The 17396-nt window shown below is 68.3% G+C and carries 18 protein-coding genes; 10 read left to right on the top strand and 8 right to left on the bottom strand.

Going from position 1 to position 17396, the window contains the following annotated elements; genetic code table 11:
• Positions 1–27 precede the first annotated feature (27 nt).
• The 7 genes from ACWF9G_RS21965 to ACWF9G_RS21935 all read right to left on the bottom strand — a co-directional run bounded on the left by ACWF9G_RS21965 (position 28) and on the right by ACWF9G_RS21935 (position 7613).
• Entirely contained in the window at positions 28–1737 is a 1710-nt protein-coding gene (locus tag ACWF9G_RS21965; RefSeq protein WP_452517475.1) for a glycoside hydrolase domain-containing protein, read from the bottom strand.
• A 216-nt stretch (positions 1738–1953) separates the two neighbouring features.
• Positions 1954–3561, bottom strand: a complete 1608-nt coding sequence (locus tag ACWF9G_RS21960; RefSeq protein ID WP_452517473.1) for an acyl-CoA synthetase — start codon at positions 3559–3561, stop codon at positions 1954–1956.
• Between the two features lie 24 nt (positions 3562–3585).
• Complete coding sequence (locus tag ACWF9G_RS21955) at positions 3586–4824, bottom strand: hypothetical protein (RefSeq protein WP_452517472.1); 1239 nt, start codon at positions 4822–4824, stop codon at positions 3586–3588.
• A 5-nt stretch (positions 4825–4829) separates the two neighbouring features.
• Positions 4830–5381, bottom strand: coding sequence for a nuclear transport factor 2 family protein (locus tag ACWF9G_RS21950; RefSeq protein ID WP_452517470.1), 552 nt, complete (start codon positions 5379–5381; stop codon positions 4830–4832).
• Positions 5381–5608, bottom strand: coding sequence for a ferredoxin (locus tag ACWF9G_RS21945; RefSeq protein ID WP_452517468.1), 228 nt, complete (start codon positions 5606–5608; stop codon positions 5381–5383). Before ACWF9G_RS21945 ends, ACWF9G_RS21950 begins: the two co-directional genes overlap by 1 nt.
• Entirely contained in the window at positions 5605–6408 is an 804-nt protein-coding gene (locus ACWF9G_RS21940) for an SDR family oxidoreductase (RefSeq protein ID WP_452517466.1), read from the bottom strand. The genes ACWF9G_RS21945 and ACWF9G_RS21940 overlap by 4 nt, the downstream gene beginning before the upstream one ends.
• Positions 6408–7613, bottom strand: a complete 1206-nt coding sequence (locus ACWF9G_RS21935; RefSeq protein WP_452517464.1) for a cytochrome P450 — start codon at positions 7611–7613, stop codon at positions 6408–6410. Before ACWF9G_RS21935 ends, ACWF9G_RS21940 begins: the two co-directional genes overlap by 1 nt.
• Positions 7614–7880: 267 nt before the next feature.
• Here ACWF9G_RS21935 and ACWF9G_RS21930 point away from each other — a divergent pair, with 267 nt between their 5' ends.
• From ACWF9G_RS21930 to ACWF9G_RS21890, 9 genes are read left to right on the top strand one after another with little or no spacing between them, the layout of a single operon-like run.
• Positions 7881–8825, top strand: a complete 945-nt coding sequence (locus tag ACWF9G_RS21930; protein ID WP_452517463.1) for an ABC transporter permease — start codon at positions 7881–7883, stop codon at positions 8823–8825.
• Positions 8825–9691, top strand: coding sequence for an ABC transporter permease (locus ACWF9G_RS21925; RefSeq protein ID WP_452517461.1), 867 nt, complete (start codon positions 8825–8827; stop codon positions 9689–9691). The genes ACWF9G_RS21930 and ACWF9G_RS21925 overlap by 1 nt, the downstream gene beginning before the upstream one ends.
• Before the next feature lie 4 nt (positions 9692–9695).
• Positions 9696–10754 carry an MlaD family protein gene (locus ACWF9G_RS21920; RefSeq protein WP_452517460.1) on the top strand — a complete coding sequence of 353 codons (1059 nt, stop codon included), beginning with the start codon at positions 9696–9698 and terminating at the stop codon, positions 10752–10754.
• Positions 10754–11752 (top strand): MlaD family protein, encoded by a 999-nt coding sequence (locus ACWF9G_RS21915; RefSeq protein ID WP_452517458.1) that lies wholly within the window; start codon positions 10754–10756, stop codon positions 11750–11752. The genes ACWF9G_RS21920 and ACWF9G_RS21915 overlap by 1 nt, the downstream gene beginning before the upstream one ends.
• The gene (locus ACWF9G_RS21910) at positions 11740–12762 is read left to right on the top strand and encodes an MlaD family protein (RefSeq protein WP_452517456.1); all 1023 of its coding nucleotides are present in this window, start codon (positions 11740–11742) and stop codon (positions 12760–12762) included. Before ACWF9G_RS21915 ends, ACWF9G_RS21910 begins: the two co-directional genes overlap by 13 nt.
• A gap of 2 nt (positions 12763–12764) precedes the next feature.
• Entirely contained in the window at positions 12765–13865 is a 1101-nt protein-coding gene (locus tag ACWF9G_RS21905) for an MlaD family protein (RefSeq protein ID WP_452517454.1), read from the top strand.
• On the top strand, positions 13862–14950 hold the full coding sequence (locus ACWF9G_RS21900) for an MlaD family protein (RefSeq protein ID WP_452517453.1): 1089 nt from the start codon (positions 13862–13864) through the stop codon (positions 14948–14950). The genes ACWF9G_RS21905 and ACWF9G_RS21900 overlap by 4 nt, the downstream gene beginning before the upstream one ends.
• Positions 14947–15903: an MlaD family protein gene (locus ACWF9G_RS21895; RefSeq protein WP_452517452.1), complete on the top strand. Its 957-nt coding sequence runs from the start codon at positions 14947–14949 to the stop codon at positions 15901–15903. Before ACWF9G_RS21900 ends, ACWF9G_RS21895 begins: the two co-directional genes overlap by 4 nt.
• An 18-nt stretch (positions 15904–15921) precedes the next feature.
• Complete coding sequence (locus ACWF9G_RS21890; RefSeq protein WP_452517451.1) at positions 15922–16500, top strand: hypothetical protein; 579 nt, start codon at positions 15922–15924, stop codon at positions 16498–16500.
• Positions 16501–16505: 5 nt separating this feature from the next.
• On the opposite strand, the gene ACWF9G_RS21885 is transcribed toward ACWF9G_RS21890, so the two are convergent.
• Positions 16506–16652, bottom strand: coding sequence for a DUF1059 domain-containing protein (locus tag ACWF9G_RS21885; protein WP_452517449.1), 147 nt, complete (start codon positions 16650–16652; stop codon positions 16506–16508).
• Between the two features lie 87 nt (positions 16653–16739).
• On the opposite strand from ACWF9G_RS21885, the gene ACWF9G_RS21880 reads away from it, so the two are divergent.
• On the top strand, positions 16740–17396 hold the full coding sequence (locus tag ACWF9G_RS21880) for a class I SAM-dependent methyltransferase (RefSeq protein WP_452517448.1): 657 nt from the start codon (positions 16740–16742) through the stop codon (positions 17394–17396).

The following is a 17396-nucleotide window of genomic DNA, read 5'->3' as shown; positions in this document are numbered from 1 at the left end:
AGTGCGGCGACACGGTCGCTCGTCCGCTCACGCGGGACGCTCGAGCGGTGTGTCGGGGTCGCCCGAATTGCGCAGCGCGACAATCTGTCCCGGCACCCAGTAGATCCGGCCGAACTCGAACTCCTGGTAGACGCCGTCGTCGTGGGTGATCTCGTCCGAGGCGGGCCAGCCGAGCTCGCCGTTCTCGGATCCGGCCGCCGACCATCGTGCGCCGATCGCACCGTGGACGCGATACGCGGGGTGCCCGGCGCGGCGGTAGACGGTGCCGCCCTGGAAGGTCTGCGCGAGACCGGGACCGGTGCCGCGCGGGTCGGGCAGTTCGGCGTGCTCGGCGATCGGGTAGCCCAGTGGTCCTGCCTCCCAGCCCAGTTCGGCGTACTTTGTCATGATCGCCGTCGGGATCGCGTGGGCGTCGGTGGCCGGGTGCCAGTAGACGTACCCGTGCTCGAACTCGGCGAAGCGGCCGAGGCCGTCGGGAGTGGCGAGTTCGCCGTCGGTGCGCCGGGTGCCGAGCCAGGGCGATGCCGCCGCCCTGTCATCGATGGCGTTCGGTGCCGTGCCGGCGAAGGCGGCGACATAGCCTGCGAAAACGTCCCAGGGAAAGTTCGGGCCCACGTCGGTGTGCGTGCCGATGCCGAGGGCTCGGGTCACGTACTGGTGATCGGCGATGCCGTCGCCCACGTGGTAGTCCGGGGCGATGACCGCCGTCGAATAGCCGTGCCGGTGTGCACTGCGGACGGCGAGGTAGGCCGCGATCCGCAGGTCGTCGTCGATGGACAGCCAGTTCGCCCGCGACCACGCGACCCGGCTGCCCGCGAAACACAGGTTCACCGTGAACGGATTGGCCGACAGCACCGACCAGGAAGCCAGCTCCTCCGGCACGACCCGCACCACGATCGCGTCCCGCAGGGTGTAGTGGTAGGAGACGCCGTTGGCGGGGTTGTTGAGGTAGGCCGCCAGCGATTCGGCGGTGCCGTTTCCCTCCTGGGTGTGCAGGAGGAAGTTGGTGATCCGCGCCCCGTCGCGCGGAGAGTGCGACGGCCCGAGCCGGTCGATCTCGGTGAACTGCGGCACCGGCACCGAGCGATCCAGGTTCCACTGCCCGAAGTCGGGCGCCAGGATGTCGTCGACGTCGACGTGGGTGCCGTCGATGATCGGGCCGGGATTGCTCGGGGTGTCGATGATCCGCTGGTACAGCACGGCTCTGGGCTCGCGCTCGGCCCCCGACCAGGCGCGGGTCTGCCACACCCAGCTGAATTCGCCGCGACGGCCGACCACATTGTCCTCGATCGCCCACGCGCACACCCGCGAATGCCCGTAGATGCCGGTCCATTCCGTGCCGAGCACCGCGTTGACGCCGCGGAAGAACTCGACGGCCGTCTGGTTCCACTGCGCGAGCGAGATGTCCTCGTCGACGGCGAAGAAGATCGGCGCCTGCCGCGGCCCGCCGACGCTCAGATGGGTGGCCAGCGCCTGCTCGGCCATCCGCCTGCCGCCGTCGAATCCCGTCGTCCAGTCCGAGGGGGTGGCATTGCCGGGTTTGCCGTACTGCCAGATGGATACGACGTCCAGGCCCGCCGCGGCGAGTGCGCGTGCGTACTCGGCGGTGATCGGTTTGGCGCCGAAATTCGCACCCGGCCTGCTCGGTGCGACATAGGCGAGGACCGCCGAGTGCCCCGCTGCCGCGATCGCGGCGGGATCGATGAGACGGGCGGCGAAATCGACAGCTGTCGACATGGTTGACCCCCTGCATGACTTCAGAACTGTTGGCATGACTCACGCTGGTGCCCGAGAATCGGCACCGGGTGACCGAGGATCTCACCCAGCACCCATTCTAATCGAAACACTCGGCACCGCATCAAGATTCATAGACGAACCGTCTGACAGTCTGGACTTACGTAGTTTCACTCCGATCGGGGTGTTCGTCCTGCTGTGGTAATCGGGCGCAGTGGGTCAATCGGCCGCGTGATCGGCGGCGCGCCCGGCGACGTAGTCCTTGGCCCATCGGTAGTCCGGCTTGCCGCTGGGCGAGCGCGAGATGCTGTCGACCACCCAGATCCGTTTGGGCACCTTGTACCCCGCGAGATGATCGCGGACATGCGCACGGAGTACGTCGAAGTCGACCGACCGGCCCGGACCCGCGCAGATCACGGCGGCGACCTGCTGACCCCACCGCTCGTGCGGAACCCCGACGACCACCGCGTCGTAGACGGCGTCGTGAGATTTCACGACCGCCTCGACCTCCTCGGGGAACACCTTCTCGCCGCCGGTGTTGATCACCATGTTGCCCCGGCCGATCAGCGTGATCGAGCCGTCCGACTCCGCGCGGGCCCGGTCGTCGGTCACCACGATGCGCGCCCCGTCCACCGTCTTGAACAGCCGCGCCGTGCGTTCCGGGTCCTTGTAGTAGCCGAGGGGAACCGCGCCGGTCTTGGCCAGCCAGCCTTCCTCGCCGGGCGCGACGACCCGCCCGTCCGCATCGACGACGACCGCGCCGCGACCGGTCTGGACCCGGGGTCCCCGGGCGGGATTGTCGTCTTTCTGCGCGAAACCGATACCGCCGAAACCGGTTTCGGAGGACCCGATCGAGTCCGAGACCATCGTCGACGGAAACTTCTCCAGCAGCGCGTTCTTCACCGGTTGTGACAGCAGCGCCGCGCCGGAGGCGATGACCAGCAGCGAGGAGGCATCCACCGGTTCGGCGTCGAAGGCGTCGATGAGCGGTCGGGCCATGGCGTCGCCGGTGATCACCATGACGTGCGGCTGCTGGGTGGCGACGGCACGCCACACCAGGGCCGGGTCGAAACGCGGCTCGAACATCACCGCGTTGCCCGACCACAGGGCGGTGAAGGTGGGCATCATCGCCGCCGCGTGGATCAGCGGCGGCAACACGAACCAGATACTCGGCACCGCCTGCGCACCGGTCTCGGACTGCTGGAATTCGTCGCGCACCGGTTCCCCGGAGTAGAAGTCGACACCGCCGCCCAGGACCCGCCACATATCCTCTTGGCGCCACATGACGCCCTTGGGCATGCCGGTGGTGCCGCCGGTGTACATCATGAACAGGTCGTCGCCGGTGCGCTGGACCGCGGGCCGGAACGGCTTGCCCGCACGCAGCAGCGACTCGTACGGGATCGCGTCGGAGGCGGGCATGCCGCCGAGATCGTCGTCGACGCAGATCGACCGCCGCACCGTCGGGGTGAGTGCGAGCGCCGCGCCGACGGCATCGGCGTAGGTGGCGTGAAACACCAGCACGTCGAGGTCGGCATTGTCGTAGACGTAGGCCAGTTCGGCCGGCCCGTACCGGTAGTTGATATTGATCGGGACGGCGGCCAATTTGAAGCAGGCGATCAACGTCTCCATGGTCTCGATGCTGTTGTGCATCTGGAAACCGACGTGGGTGCCGCGCCGGACACCGGTCTCGGCGAGCTGGTCGGCCAGCCGGTTGGCCCGGATGTCGAGCTCGCGGTAGGTCGTTCGGCGATCGCCCTGGATCAGCGCCACCCGGTCGGGCATGGCGTCGACGGAGTGCTCGAACAGGTCGGCGAAGTTGTTGGCCATGTCAGTCCATCTCTCGGCGACCGCTCACACGACGGTGAGCGGCAGGGGCTTCCCGCGATCGGTGAAGGCGAAGCCGGCGCCGGTACTGAACCGGGTCACGGCCACCTCGGACGCTTCGCGGAAGGGTTCGTCGGCCAGGTCGATCGCGACGGTCCAGCCGTGCTCGTCCGCCGCGCTCGCCCGGGCGACGAAGCGGGGGTTCACCCCGCGGACCAGTGCGTTCAGCGGGCGCAGGTCGTCGGGTGTCAGCAGGGCGGGCCATGCGCCGTCGTCCAGGGCGCCGCTCACCCGCGGAAAGCGCAGGCGCACAGCCGAGGAGGCGACCGAGATGTCGATTCCCGTGTAGCGCACCGGGTTCAGCGCGGGGTGGACGCGCAGGACCGTGGCGAGCGCAGCCGGATCGTCTCCGAGCGCCAGGCAGCGCCTGATCCGTTCCGAGGTGAGTCCGGCGATCCCGGCGAACTGCTTGCGCCCGATGGCGAGGGCGGTCGCGGCATCGGTGCGTTCCCGGATCGCGACCAGGAAACCGAGGGTCAGCAGATGCTGCTGCAGGCAGATCTCATCGGCCATCCGCCGCAGCGCGGACTGCGAGAAATCGGTGAAGCGCAGATCGCTCAGCAGCGGGCCGGTGTAGTCGGCCAGCCCTTCGTCGGCCGGGTCGATCTCGGCCAGTTCCAGGTTCGCCGCAACGGAATTCGCCAGGATCGCGGCATTGCGGGGGACGGCGGGCGGGACGTGACCGGGGTCGATGACGACCGTCCACGCACACACGGGCGTGCGGTCGGCGGGCTTGCGAGGGGGCCGGTGCACGGGCCGCACCTGGGCGTGTGGGTTGGTGGCCAGTGCCGTCGCGTCGAAGGTGGGGTCTTCGATGTCGTGACACATCGCCACCACGAAGTCCTCGCCCATCGGCTCGACATCGGCCAGCGCACCACAGTGGTCGAGCCAGAACTCGCCGTGGTCGTGGTCGTCGACCCGGAAGCGGAAGTCCATGAACTGCGGGGGCGCACCGATATCGAGTTGCAGCCCTTTGAAGATCGTCTCGACGCCGTCCCCGGTGATGCCGAGTGCGCGCCGCATCCGGCGCGTGTAGACGGGGCTGGCCAGCTGCCATTCCTCGATGGCGACCGCGGTCATCCCTTCCCGGCCGAAGGCGGCGATGGTGTGCGCCATGCCGGATCGGTCGATGAGGTGACCGCTCAGCAGCAGCTCCGGGACCAGCGCCGCCAGCTGGTCCCGGGACAGATCGGCGTACCCGCTCACCGATGTCACCACAGAGACGCGGGCGATTCGCCGACGCGGTACCAACCGGGGAGCGGATCACCCGACACCGAGCGCTCGATGCGCTTCTGCATGCCGGGAGAGAGCGCCTGGTCGGTGATCATGTCGAGGAAAAGTGCGGAGACATTGCCGAAGTCGAAGAAGTCGCGCTGCCACGACCATTGGAAATCGCCGCCGTAGCGGAACCAGCTACCGCCGATGCCCTCGGGGGAGTAGTGGCGGCCGTCAGGACGTTGGCCCTCGTTGACCTGCTTCCAGAACCCGATGACGGTCCCGCTGCGATCGTCGACGACGAACTCCTGGTACGGATAGGTCCAGCCGTCGAGGCCCGCCATCTCCTGGCCGAGCGCGAGATCACGGATCTCCTCGCGCCCGACCGCCATGAACTCCTGCTTGGGGCCGTAGTTCCACCCGTAGGTCGCGTCCGCCGTGTACATCTCGGCGAGGGGCTTCCAGTCGCCCTTCTCCTCACATCGCTGGTTCTCCACCACCCAGCGCCGAACCATCTCGTCGAGTTCGGCCCGCTCGAAACCTGCCATCAGTCTGTGCCTTTCGATGTGGAGTCGGCATCGCCACCGTCGGCGATCGACAGAGCTTGCGTGGGACACCAGCGGATCGCGGCCGTGACGGCATCGCGTTCGGCAGGGCCCGGGCTGGGATCGGTGATCTGGACCGTGCCGCGCTTGGGCACCGTGAAGACCGTGGGCGCCTCGTCCTGGCACACCCCGTGCCCCTGGCACAGGTCCGCGTCGACCACGATTCTCATGACGAGCTCCCTTCCTCGGTCGGCAGCGGACGCAACGGCGCCTCTGGCTGCACTTCGACGAGCACCATGTGCGCGCCACGCGGCACCGAGACCACGGTCGCGACCGCGTCGGCCAGATGCTCAGGGCGCAGCATGTACGGGTGGCGGGCGAAACCCCAGTCCTTCCAGTCCTGCAGCAGCGGCCCGACGACCTCGGGTGTCGAGTCCATCCCCATGCCGGTCAGGGTGGGGCCGGGGCGCACCAGCGAGGCCCGGATCCCCGAGCCCTCGAGCTCCATCCGCAACTGTCCGACCATGGCTTCCAGACCGTTCTTCGCCGCGCTGTAGGCGCCGCTGCGCGGGCGCGGGTTGTCGGCGCAGTCGGAGCTGATCACCACGAGATCACCGCGCCTGCGCGCCGTCATCCCGGGCAGGACCCGGTGGATCAGCCGCTGCGCGCCGACCAGATGGACCTGCACCTGGTGCAGGAATCGTTCCGGATCCATCTCGCCGACGAGCGCGAATTCGATGTCGCCCGCGCCGGATACGAGGATCTCGGTGGCACCGAGCGCCTCTTCGGCGGCGGTCACGAACGCGTCGACGGACGCCGCATCGGTGACGTCGAGAGGGTGGGCGAAGGCCTCGCCGCCGCCCGCGCGGATCTTGGCGGCGAGGTCTTCGCACCGCTGCACCCGGCGCGCGCCCAGCGCCACCGGATGGCCGAGTTCGGCCAGGGCCACCGCCGTGGCGGCGCCGATGCCGGAGGACGCGCCCGCTACCAGCGCGGGCCTGCGTTCGGGGTTCGGTTCGAATCGGGGCACTAGCGGACCTCTACTGTGATGGGGAGTTTGGCGAAGCCACGGACATTGGTCGAATGCACGCGCACGATCCCGCCGGGGTCGACGGCGAAACTCGCTACCCGGTCGGCGAATTCGCCGAGCACGACGCTCGCCTCGAGGCGGGCCAGGTGCGCGCCGAGGCAGAAGTGCACGCCCGCACCGAAACTAGCGAGCGTGCTACCGCCGTTGCGGTCGATCCGGTAGCTGTCGCCGTCGGTGAACGCCGCTGGATCCCGGTTGGCCGAGCCGATCAGCAACAGCACCTTCGCCCCGGCTGGGATCGTCCCACCGTGGTAGTCGAGAGCGACCGCCGCGGTGCGGGCGACGATCTGGCTCGAGGTGTCATAGCGCAGCGTCTCTTCGACCCAGTCGGCGACCAGCTCGGGGTCGGCGGCGACCTTGGCGTATTCCGCGGGGTTGGCCGCCGCCCAGTACAGGGCATTGCCGAGAAGCTTTGTGGTGGTCTCGTTTCCGGCGACGACCATCAGGAACATGAAACCGATGATCTCGTCGTCGGTGAGGGTGTCGTCGTCGATCTCGGCCTCGAGCAACGCCGAGGTGAGGTCGTCCCGGGGCTGCGCCCGGCGCCGGGCGACCATGTCGGCGTAGTAACCGAACAGGCGGATCGAGGCGTCGATCGCGTCGGCGGGCACGTCGAGAACGCCCTCTTCGCGGTGCACCACCAGGTCCGCCAGCCTGCGGATCTCGCTGCGATCCGACTTGGGGACGCCCATGAGCTCGGAGATGACGTCCATCGGCAGCTTGCCCGCGACCTCGTCGATCCAGTCGAAGCTGTCACGCGCGAGGGCGGGCTCGAGATGCTCCAGCGTGATCTGCCGGATCCGGTCCTCCATCTCGGCCACGCGTTTCGGCGTGAATCCCTTGTAGACGAGCCTGCGCATGCGCATATGCCGGGGATCGTCCATTGCCAGAAACGACATCACCCGATGCGCGTGCGGTCCCCACGCCGCCGGGTCAAGGGAAACACCATTGGCGCTGGAGAGCCGATTGCTGTCCCGAAAAGCCGCGATCACATCGGAATGGCGGGAGAGTGCCCAGAAATCGAGATCCGGATTGTGGTAAAGCGGCGCCTCGGTGCGCAGCCGGTGGTAAGTCGGATACGGATCCTCGTGGAATCGATAGTCGTACGGGTCGAAATGCACGGGCTCCACAGCGGCGCTGGTCATCGCGAACACCCCGGTTCCGATCGGACGTCCCCGACAACATCGGGGCTGATCGGACCCGAGGGAGACACGTAGCTGGACATGTGTCTGGACGGTACCACCGACATGCGCACGACACAACGGTTTCGGGAAGGGCCGACTCGGGAGGGCGGGTCGGTGGCGGATCGTCGAGCGCCGTCAAAAGTGCTGGTACTGAACATATTCACGCTCACTGGACGAGGCCGGGGTTGGCCGACGACGTCCGGTCCGGGAGTTGGCCAGCAATCTGGAATGGTGTCTAGAATGTGGTCTAGATCATATGGTACGGTCACCGGCATGGCACGCGTAGACGGCGAAGTCGCACCGGTCGGCGGTGGTGCGGCGGGATTCGGTGGCCTGGATGTGCCGGAGCCGGAACAGGGCAGTGCCGCGCAGATTGTCCGGCGGAATTTCTCCGTCACCGTCCTTTCCAGCGTGGCCACTCTCGGCCGTGCGCTGCGAATCGGCGTCGGCGCCGTCTACATCGGTACCGCGGATGCGATGCGGTGGCGTTTTCAGGTCCACGAAACACTCGCGCAGGCATGGTTTCTGATCAGGGTCACGGCGGTGCCGAGTATTTTGATGGCCATTCCGTTCGGTGTCATCGTTTCCGCGCAGGTCGGCAATATCGTGTCCGAACTCGGCGCCGATTCGATGATCGGCGCGGCGGGCGGGCTCGGTGTCATCAAGCAGGGTGCGCCGATGGCCACCGCGATGCTGCTCGGTGGCGCGGGCGCCGCCGCCATCGCGGCCGATCTGGGCGCGCGGACCATCCGGGAGGAGGTCGACGCGCTCCGGGTGATGGGGGTCGACCCGGTGCAACGCCTGGTCGTGCCGCGCATCGCGGCGATGATGCTGGTCGCGCCGCTGCTCAATATCCTGATCATCTTCATCGGCGTCGCTTCCGGTTTCGTGGTCGCGGTGTCGGCGCTGAACGTCACGCCGGGCAGTTACTGGCAGTCGTTCGGGTCCTTCACCACGCCGGTCGACCTGTGGGTCTCGCTGGTCAAAGCGCTGATCTTCGGTTTCCTGGTCGTGGTCATCGCCTGTCAGCGGGGGCTGGAGGCCACCGGTGGGCCGCGCGGTGTCGCCGACGGTGTCAATGCCGCCGTCGTGATGTCCATCGCCGCGGCCGTCGTCCTCAACACCGTGATCACGCAGGTGGTCACCCTGTTCTTCCCGGTGCGGATGGCGTGATGACCGCGGCTTCCTACTTTCCCGTCGGCCTGCGCTGGGTCGGTCGGCTGCGGCGTGCCCGGATCCGGCCGCTCGGCCCGATCGAGTCCATCGGGTTCGTGCTCGGATTCGGTTGGCAGGTCTTGTCATCGGTGCCGTACACGCTGATGCGTTACCGCCGTCAGACGCTCATGATGGTGACGGACATGACCTGGGGCCGCGGCTCGGTGATCATCGGCGGCGGTGTGGTGCCGTTGATGCTGTTGCTCGGCGCCGCCATGGGCGCCTCCATCGGCATCGAGGCCTTCAGCGCGCTGAACCTGCTGTCGCTCGGTCAGCTCAGCGGACTGATCTCCGCGTTCGGCGTGACGCGGGAGCTCGCGCCGATCGCGGCCGGGATCGGATTCGCGGCACAGGCCGGGTGCCGGATGACCGCCGAGATCGGGTCCATGCGCATCTCCGAGGAGATCGACGCACTCGAATCCCTCGGCATCCGGTCGGTGCCGTTCGTCGTGACGACCCGGGTGATCGCCGGAATCATCGCCGTCGCACCGGCATTCGTCGTCGCCCTGATTCTGAGCTACGCCTCGTGCGCGCTGATCGTCACCACGATCCACGGCACGCCGACGGGAACCTACGACCACTACTTCGATCAGTTCGTGGTGGGCTGGGACGTGTTCGCCGCCACCGTGAAGGTGATGGTGTTCGCGGTGGCCGTCGTGCTGATCCACTGCTACCAGGGCTATTTCGCCTCCGGCGGACCCGAGGGCGTCGGGATCGGCTCGGGGCGGGCCATCCGCGCCAGCCTGGTGTCGATCATCGCCCTCGACATGGTCGCCACCATCGTCCTGTGGGGATTCCAGTCTCCCGTCACGTTCACCGGGTGATGCCATGCCTGCCTATGCCCTGCCCGGAACAGAAGTCGGGCCACGTCGTGCCCGCCTGCTCGGCGCGAGCGCTGTCGTCCTCGCGCTGCTGGCTCTGCTCGCCTGGCGCGTCGCGCCCGACGGCCGCCCCGCCGACGAGATCCGGGTCGCGCTCCTGGTCGGCCAGATCGGTGCCGGCGTCGGAGCGGGGACCGATGTCCGGCTCGACGGTGTGCGGGTCGGATCGGTCGACGCGATCGACTTCGCCGGCCACGGCACCCAGCGAATCGGCCTGACACTGGACGGGTCTCAGCTGTTCGGGCTGACCGACACGGTGACCGTCGACTATGCGCCGGGCAATCTCTTCGGCATCAGCGCCGTCGAACTGCATTCCAGCGAGGGCGGCACCGCCTTGGCCGACGGATCGACCGTCGACCTGACCGACCGCGCCGCGGACCGGGTACGCGATGCCACGCTCTCGGCGCTGCTGACCGCGACCGGGCAACTCACCGACGAGGTGCTCACGCCGAAGCTCGCCGAACTGCTCGCCACGTTCTCCCGCGACCTGGCCGCGTTCACCCCACTGCTGCAGGCCATCGGCGCGACCGCGCGCTCGTTCGCCGAAATCCAGCAGCTGCCACCGTCGTTGCTGTTCGAACAATTCGGCTCGGCACTCACCGGCCTCCCGCCGATGCTGACGGGCGGTCTGACGCTGCTGTACGCCGACTACACCAACGAGTATCTGAGTACACCCGAGCACCTCGAGAAATTCGGCCGGATGTTCTCCGGCATCCAATACCAGCTGCTGCCCACCGTGACCCAGCTGCTCAGCACCTCCCGGGAGCATTTCGGCGGATTGCTGCCCATGACGACACTCGTCCTCGACCAGCTCTCCGGGTCGGTCAGCACGCCCGAGCGCTCCGGCAGGCAGCTGGCCGAACTCCTCGCCCGGCTCGGCACCGCCTTCCAGGACACCCCGCAGGGACCGGTGCTGCGCGCCGCGGTCGAACTCGACGTGGTACCAGGACTGGCCGCACCACTGGCCGCCACGCTCGGGCTGCCTCCCGTGGCGGGTGGTCGCTGATGACGACACGATCGCTGCTGCTCCGGGTCGCCGTGGCGACAGCGCTGATGGGTCTCGTGCTGGTCGGCGTACTCCGGGTGATCGAGCGGCCCGTCGACGGCGAAACCGACACCTACACAGCGATGTTCACCGACGCGAACGGGCTGCGCCGCGGCGACGACGTACGCCTCTACGGCGTGCAGATCGGCAAGGTAGGTGACGTCGAACTCGACGGTGCGCTGGCCCGCGTCCGTTTCACCGTGCTGCGGGACCGGGTGCTGTACACCGACGCCACCATCGCGATCCGCTACCAGAATCTCACCGGCTTCCGGTATCTGGAGATCCGGCAACCGGCGCGACCGGGCGGCCGCCGGGACCCGGGAGCGGTCTTCGGTACCGCCGAAACGGTGCCGGATTTCGACATCACCCGATTGTTCAAGGGGCTCCAGCCGGTCCTGGCGCAGCTGTCGCCGGGCGACCTCAACCGCTTCGCGACGAGCATTCTCGCCGTGATCCAGGGCGACGGTACGGGTTTGGGGCAGGCGCTGGGCGCCATCGACACGTTGAGCCGCTACGCGTCGGACCGGCAGGCTGTCCTGTCGACATTGGCCGCGAACCTCGCCCAGATCGCCGATCATCTCGGCGGGAAGTCGGGCAACGCTATGAAGCTGCTGACGAATCTGACCAACCTGTTCATCACCATCACCGAGAAACTGCCCGGCCTGGTCGACTTCGCCGTCGGGATTCCGGTGGTGCTGCAACCCCTGCGGAGCATGCTCACCGTGCTCGGAGTCACCGGTGAACAAGACAGAGATCTCGATGCCGCGCTGCAGCGGGCCTTCCCGGACCCACGCGACGCGGTCGCCGCGTTCGAGAGCCTGCCCGGCCTGATCCAGGCGATGGCACAGGCTGTTCCGCAGACCGGACCCGACCTCGTCTGCGCTGACGGCACTACCTCGGCGCCGGAACCACTGCAAGTGCTGATTGCCGGGCAGGGGGTCGTGCTGTGTCGCCGATAGCGTTGCGCAGGCACGGTTCCCGACGTACCGCCCGTGACCCACAGGCCGTCGATCTGCGCTGGGGGATCGCGGGACTGTGCGCGGCCGTGCTCCTGCTGATCGCGATCGGCGCGGTGTACGTCACCGGAACCTCGCCCGAGCGCACCTATTCCGCCGAGATGACCCAGGCGGGCTCGGTCCGTCCCGGCGACGACGTCCGCATCGCGGGAATACCCGTCGGCGAGGTGACCGCGCTGACCCTGCTGCCCGATCGGGTCCGGATGGATTTCACCGTCGCCGCCGAGGCGTTCCTCGGCGATCAGACCACCCTCGACATCAGGATGCTGACCTTCGTCGGCGGCTACTACGTCGCCGTTCTCCCGGCAGGCACGAAGCCGCTCGGTGCGGCCGTGATCCCGCAGGAGCGAGTCATCCTGCCCTACAACCTGACTCAGGCATTCCAGGACGCGGTGGAGCCGGTGCGCCGGATCGACGGGAACATCCTGCGTCAAGACCTGGCCGCACTGTCCACCTCGATCGACAAGAGCCCCGATGCCGTGCGCGCCGCGGTGCGGGCGGCAGGGGATGTCGTCACCATCCTGGACGAGCAGAACGCCGACATCTCGCGCACCGTGGCTATCGCCGACGAGTACCTGACCGCACTCGACACGAACGCCGATGTGCTGGCCGAGCTGCTCATCACCCTGGGCACCCTGGAGCAGATCATCCAGAACAACAAGGTGCAGGTGGCGCAATCGCTGCGTGACCTGGCCGTGGTGCTGCAGGACGTGACGCCCCTCGGCCGGGCCTGGGATGCCTCGTTGAAGCAGCGCGCACAGCCGCTGGCCGACGCGATCCCCGCGCTCGAGCAGTTGGGCGGCCGCCTGGGGGAGTTGCTGGATTCCGTTCGCGCGCTGCAAGAGCGGTTGCTTGCGCTGCTGCCCGCCGACGGCGGGGTGACCGTCGACCAGTCCGGTGCGACCATCCAGGTCCCCGCCGTGTGCATTCCCCTACCGGGAGGTGGGTGTTGACGATGAAGTCGATCCTGGGATCGCGGGGATTCATGTCGGTCGCCGTGGTGCTCACGCTCGTGCTGGCGGGTGCGCTCGGTCTGCGGCTGAGCACGCCGAACCCGCCGATGCTCGGCTACTGCGCCGACATGCCCGACAGCATCGGGCTCTACGAGGGCAGCGCGGTCACCGTCATGGGCGTCCCGGTCGGCCGCGTCACCGGGATCCGCATCGCCGGAGCGGCGGCGCGTGTCGAATTCACGGTCAGGGCCGACCGCAAGCTGCCACCCGATGTCGGCGCGGTGACGGTCAGCGACACCGTGATCGCCGATCGGCGGCTCGCGCTCATCGGCGCCGAACCGGCGGGACCCGGCCGTCCGCCGGGGGAGTGCATCACCAAGACGCTGACACCCAAGAGCCTGTCGCAGACCTTCGACGCCATCGCCGGACTCGCCGATCAGCTCAACGGCTCGGGAGATCCGGCGCAGCGCACTGCTTTCGGCGCCGGGCTCGATGCCTTGGACCTCGCCACCGCGGGGTCGGGCGAGCAGATCAACGACATGATCGTCTCCCTGAGCCGGGCGCTGGCGGCGCCCGACGCGGCGATCGGGCACCTCGGCCGGTTGCTCGACGCGCTCGCCGAACTCGCCCACCGGGCGCGCGGCGGCTGGTCGCAGGTCGAGACCACGGTCACCGGGCTGCCGCAGACGTTCGACGACATCGTCACCATCGCGTTCCCGCCCATCATCCAGATCGTCGCCACCCTCGCCGACCTGCTGCCCCAGCTCAACGACGTGATCATGATGTTCGGCGCACCTGCCCTGCGCGCCCTGGACACGGTCCCCGACCTGTCCCGCATGATCGCGGCAGGCGTCGCCTCACCGGCCGACGTGATCGCCATGACCCCGGTCCTCGCCACCGGATTCGCCGGTGCGATCGACCCGGGAAGCGGACAGCTGACCATCGGTTACGCGCCACCGAAACTCGCACTCGCCCAGCAGGACACGAGCCAGATCTGCGCGGCGGTCCAGGCCGTCACCGGTCAGCGATGCGAATCCGGTGCCGACGGAACGACGACGATCCCGGCGCTGTCGGTACTGCTGGCGGCGGTGAGCACCCGATGACCCGACGTCTCCGGCGCACCGCCGTCCACGGCCTGCTGGTGCTCGCGATGATGTTCGCGGGCACCGGATGCGGCTTCCAGCCTGCCGACCTGCCGATGCCCGGTTCCGGTGTCGGCCCGACCTATCACCTGCGGATCGAATTCGCCGATGTGCTCAACTTGCCGCAGGGCGCCAAGGTGATCGCGGCGGGCGTCCGGGTGGGCAGGCTGACCGAGGTCACCCTGGTCGACCCGGTCGCCGCCACCCCGGATCGGGCCGCACGGCCGGGGTACGTCGTGGCCGACGTCGAAATCCGGGAGTCGGTCCGTCTGCCGGTGGGCACCACCGCCGTGCTGCGCCAGGAGACCCCACTCGGTGACGTGCACATCGCGCTGAGCGAACCGGCCGACGCGACCAGGGGCACCCTGCCCGCTGGCGCGACCATCCCGCTGTCGGACACCACCCAGGCGCCCCCGATCGAGGACATCCTGGCTGGGCTGTCGACCTTCCTCGGCAGCGGCGCGGTGAGCGATTTCCAGAGCATCGTCCGCACGGCGAACGGGCTCATGCCCGAGGATCCACGCGACACCGCGCGCATCGCAGGCATTCTCGGCGCCGACCTGACCGACCTGGGTACGCACCTGGGCTCGATCGACGCCCTGCTCGACGGGATGGAAGCCACGGTCGAGGAAGGAATGCAGCAGAACCTGCCGATGCTCGACGAACTCCTCACGCCCTACGGCGTCGACCACACCACCGATGCCGTGAACGCGCAGATCGGCGTCATCTTCGTCCTGACGGCGCTCGGTCCGGTCGCACCCAGCGCGCAATGGCTCGGGCCGCTGCTGTCCGGACTCGACGACACCACCCGTGCCGTGGTACCGATGCTGTTCGGCAGCAGTGTGTCCGACACAGGGTCGCCGTCGAACATGAAGACGCTCGTCGACTTGATCAACACCAAGCTCGTTCCGTTCGCGGCGCGTGGTCCGAAGGTGGACCTGGTGAACATCGGTATCGCGCCTGCACCGGGCCAGACCGCGAGCACACCGGAGGACCGCACCGCCCGCATCGTCGACACGCTGCGGATGATCGGAGCGGTGCGATGAATCTTCGTGCGGCGATATCACTCTCCGCGATCGCGGCGGTTCTGGTTCTCGGCGTCGGGTACATGTCGATCGGGGTGCTCGGCTTCGATCCACGACAGAGCTTCATCACCGCCGACATGCACCTGGACAACTCGGGTGGGCTCGGCCCGAACTCCCCGGTGCTGCTCGCCGGTGTCCGGGTGGGCAGGGTCGAGTCGGTGCGCACCCGATCGGCCGGCGTGCTGGTCCGCCTGCGGATCGACAGCAGACATCGCATCCCGATATCCAGCGGTGTCCGGATCGAACAGTTGTCGGCGCTCGGCGAGCCCTACATCGCCTTCGCACCGGAATCCGGTGCCGGGCCGTATCTGGCCGACGGACAGGTCGTGCCGACGAACCGGATTCGGCTGCCGATGACGATCACGGCCCTGTCCGCCGAGCTGGTCGCACTGCTCGACCAGATCCGGCCCGAGGCGATCGCGCACCTGGTGGACACCTTCGATCGCGCGTTCGCCGGCACCGAGACGTCGATGCAGACGCTGCAGCGGTCGTCGAACCTGCTGGCCGCCACCCTACTCAGCCGCACCGAAACCATCCGCCGCCTGTTCGCCGACATGCAAGCACTCGGCGCCGACATGGACTGGCTCGGACCGTCCTTGGGTGCGGCAGGCCCGAAGTTCGGCGAGTTCGGCGTCACGCTGAGCGCCATCGTCGAATCGGGGTCGGTGCTCGTCGAAAGCCGCCCGCTGGACGACTACTTCACCGGCGACGGACTCGTCCCGTTCCTCGCCCGCTTGACGGATCTGATCGACGAGATCGGGCCGAGCATCGCCCCGCTGGGACAGTTCCTCGGACCGGTGGTGACCGACGCCGCGGCGCGGGCACCCGCCCTCGACATCAGCACCCTGATCGACCAAGCCCTGCAGAGCGTGGGCGCCGACGGCACGGTGCACTTCCGCATCGCCGTCAAGTAGCCCGACGAAGGACAGAACATGAGCACAGCGACCGCCGAAGCGACCACCACGACCGGCAACGGCGACCAGCAGCCGCGCACGGTGTCGTTCCGGCTCTCGACCGTCCTGGTGGTCGTCACCATCGCGGTACTCGCGGCCGCGGCCGTCACGTTCGCGTCGCTGTACCTCGCGGCACGGTCGACGATCGCCGAGCGCGACGCCGGCGCGGCCGACAACCGGCACGCGGAGCGGATCGCGACGGACTACGGCGTCGGCGCGTCGACCATCGACTACCGCGACGTCGCCGCCTGGTTCGCCCGGTTGCGGTCCGGCACCAGCCCGCAGCTGGCCGCGAAGTTCGAGGCCACCGCACCGCAACTCGAGCAGATTCTGCTGCCCTTGCAATGGACCTCGACCGCGACTCCGCTGTCGGCGTCCGTCATCTCGGAATCCGGTGGAATCTACAAGGTCAACGCGTACTTCACGGTGGTCTCCACGAGCGCCCAGACCCCCGGTGGATCGGCGACCACCGTCACCTATTCGCTGACCATCGACCGCGCTGCGGGCTGGCAGATCACCGAGGTCGGCGGGCTGCAGCACACCCTGCCTGCGAAGTAGCCGGATCAGTAGGCGATGAAGAGGATCTCGTCGCGGGTGTAGTCGTGGTCGGGATGGTTCTCGGCGAGGTGCGCCTGGGTCTGCGTGACCAGGTCGTCTTCGTCGACGCCGGTGATCAGGGCTCCGCAGGGGCAGTTGAGGCGTGTCTTCATCGGTGTTCTCCTGTGCGATTCGGCGCGTCCGGCAATCTGCTGGACAGTAGTCCGGATTGTATTCCAGTTCCTGTGTTAGCGTGAGGCATGGGACCTGTAGACGAGATTTCCGCCGAGGCCGGTGCGCTGTTCGCCCTCGCCGAGCAGGTCACCGGATTCATGCCGACCGACGAGGGGCGCGCGCTGTATGCGGCCGCCCGCGACTACGCGGGCACCGGAACCATCATGGAAATCGGCACCTACTGTGGCAAGTCGGCGATCTATCTGGGCGCCGCCGCGCGCGAAACCGGCGCCACGGTGTTCACCGTCGATCACCATCGCGGTTCCGAGGAGCATCAGCCCGGCTGGGAGTATCACGACACCACGCTGGTCGACCCGGAGACCGGCGTCTTCGACACCGTGACAGCCTTCCGGCGCACCATGATTCGCGCGGGCCTGTCCGAGACTGTCATCGCGATCATCGGTTCCTCCTCGGCCGCCGCCCGCATCTGGCGGACACCGCTGCGCATGCTCTTCGTCGACGGCGGCCACACCGAGGAGGCGGCCCAGCGCGACTACGATAACTGGGTGCACTGGGTGGCCGGCGGCGGACTGCTGGCCATCCACGACGTCTTCCCCGATCCGGCCGACGGTGGCCGCGCCCCGTTCAACATCTATCGCCGCGCCCTCGACAGCGGAAAGTTCCGCGAACTCTCCGTGACCGGTTCCCTGCGAATCCTGCAGCGCACCGCCGCCTGCACCTGA

This window comes from Nocardia sp. NPDC055029, from assembly GCF_053608525.1.
Note: the sequence above shows the minus strand (reverse complement) of the source record. Positions and strands in the feature narration are given on the sequence as shown.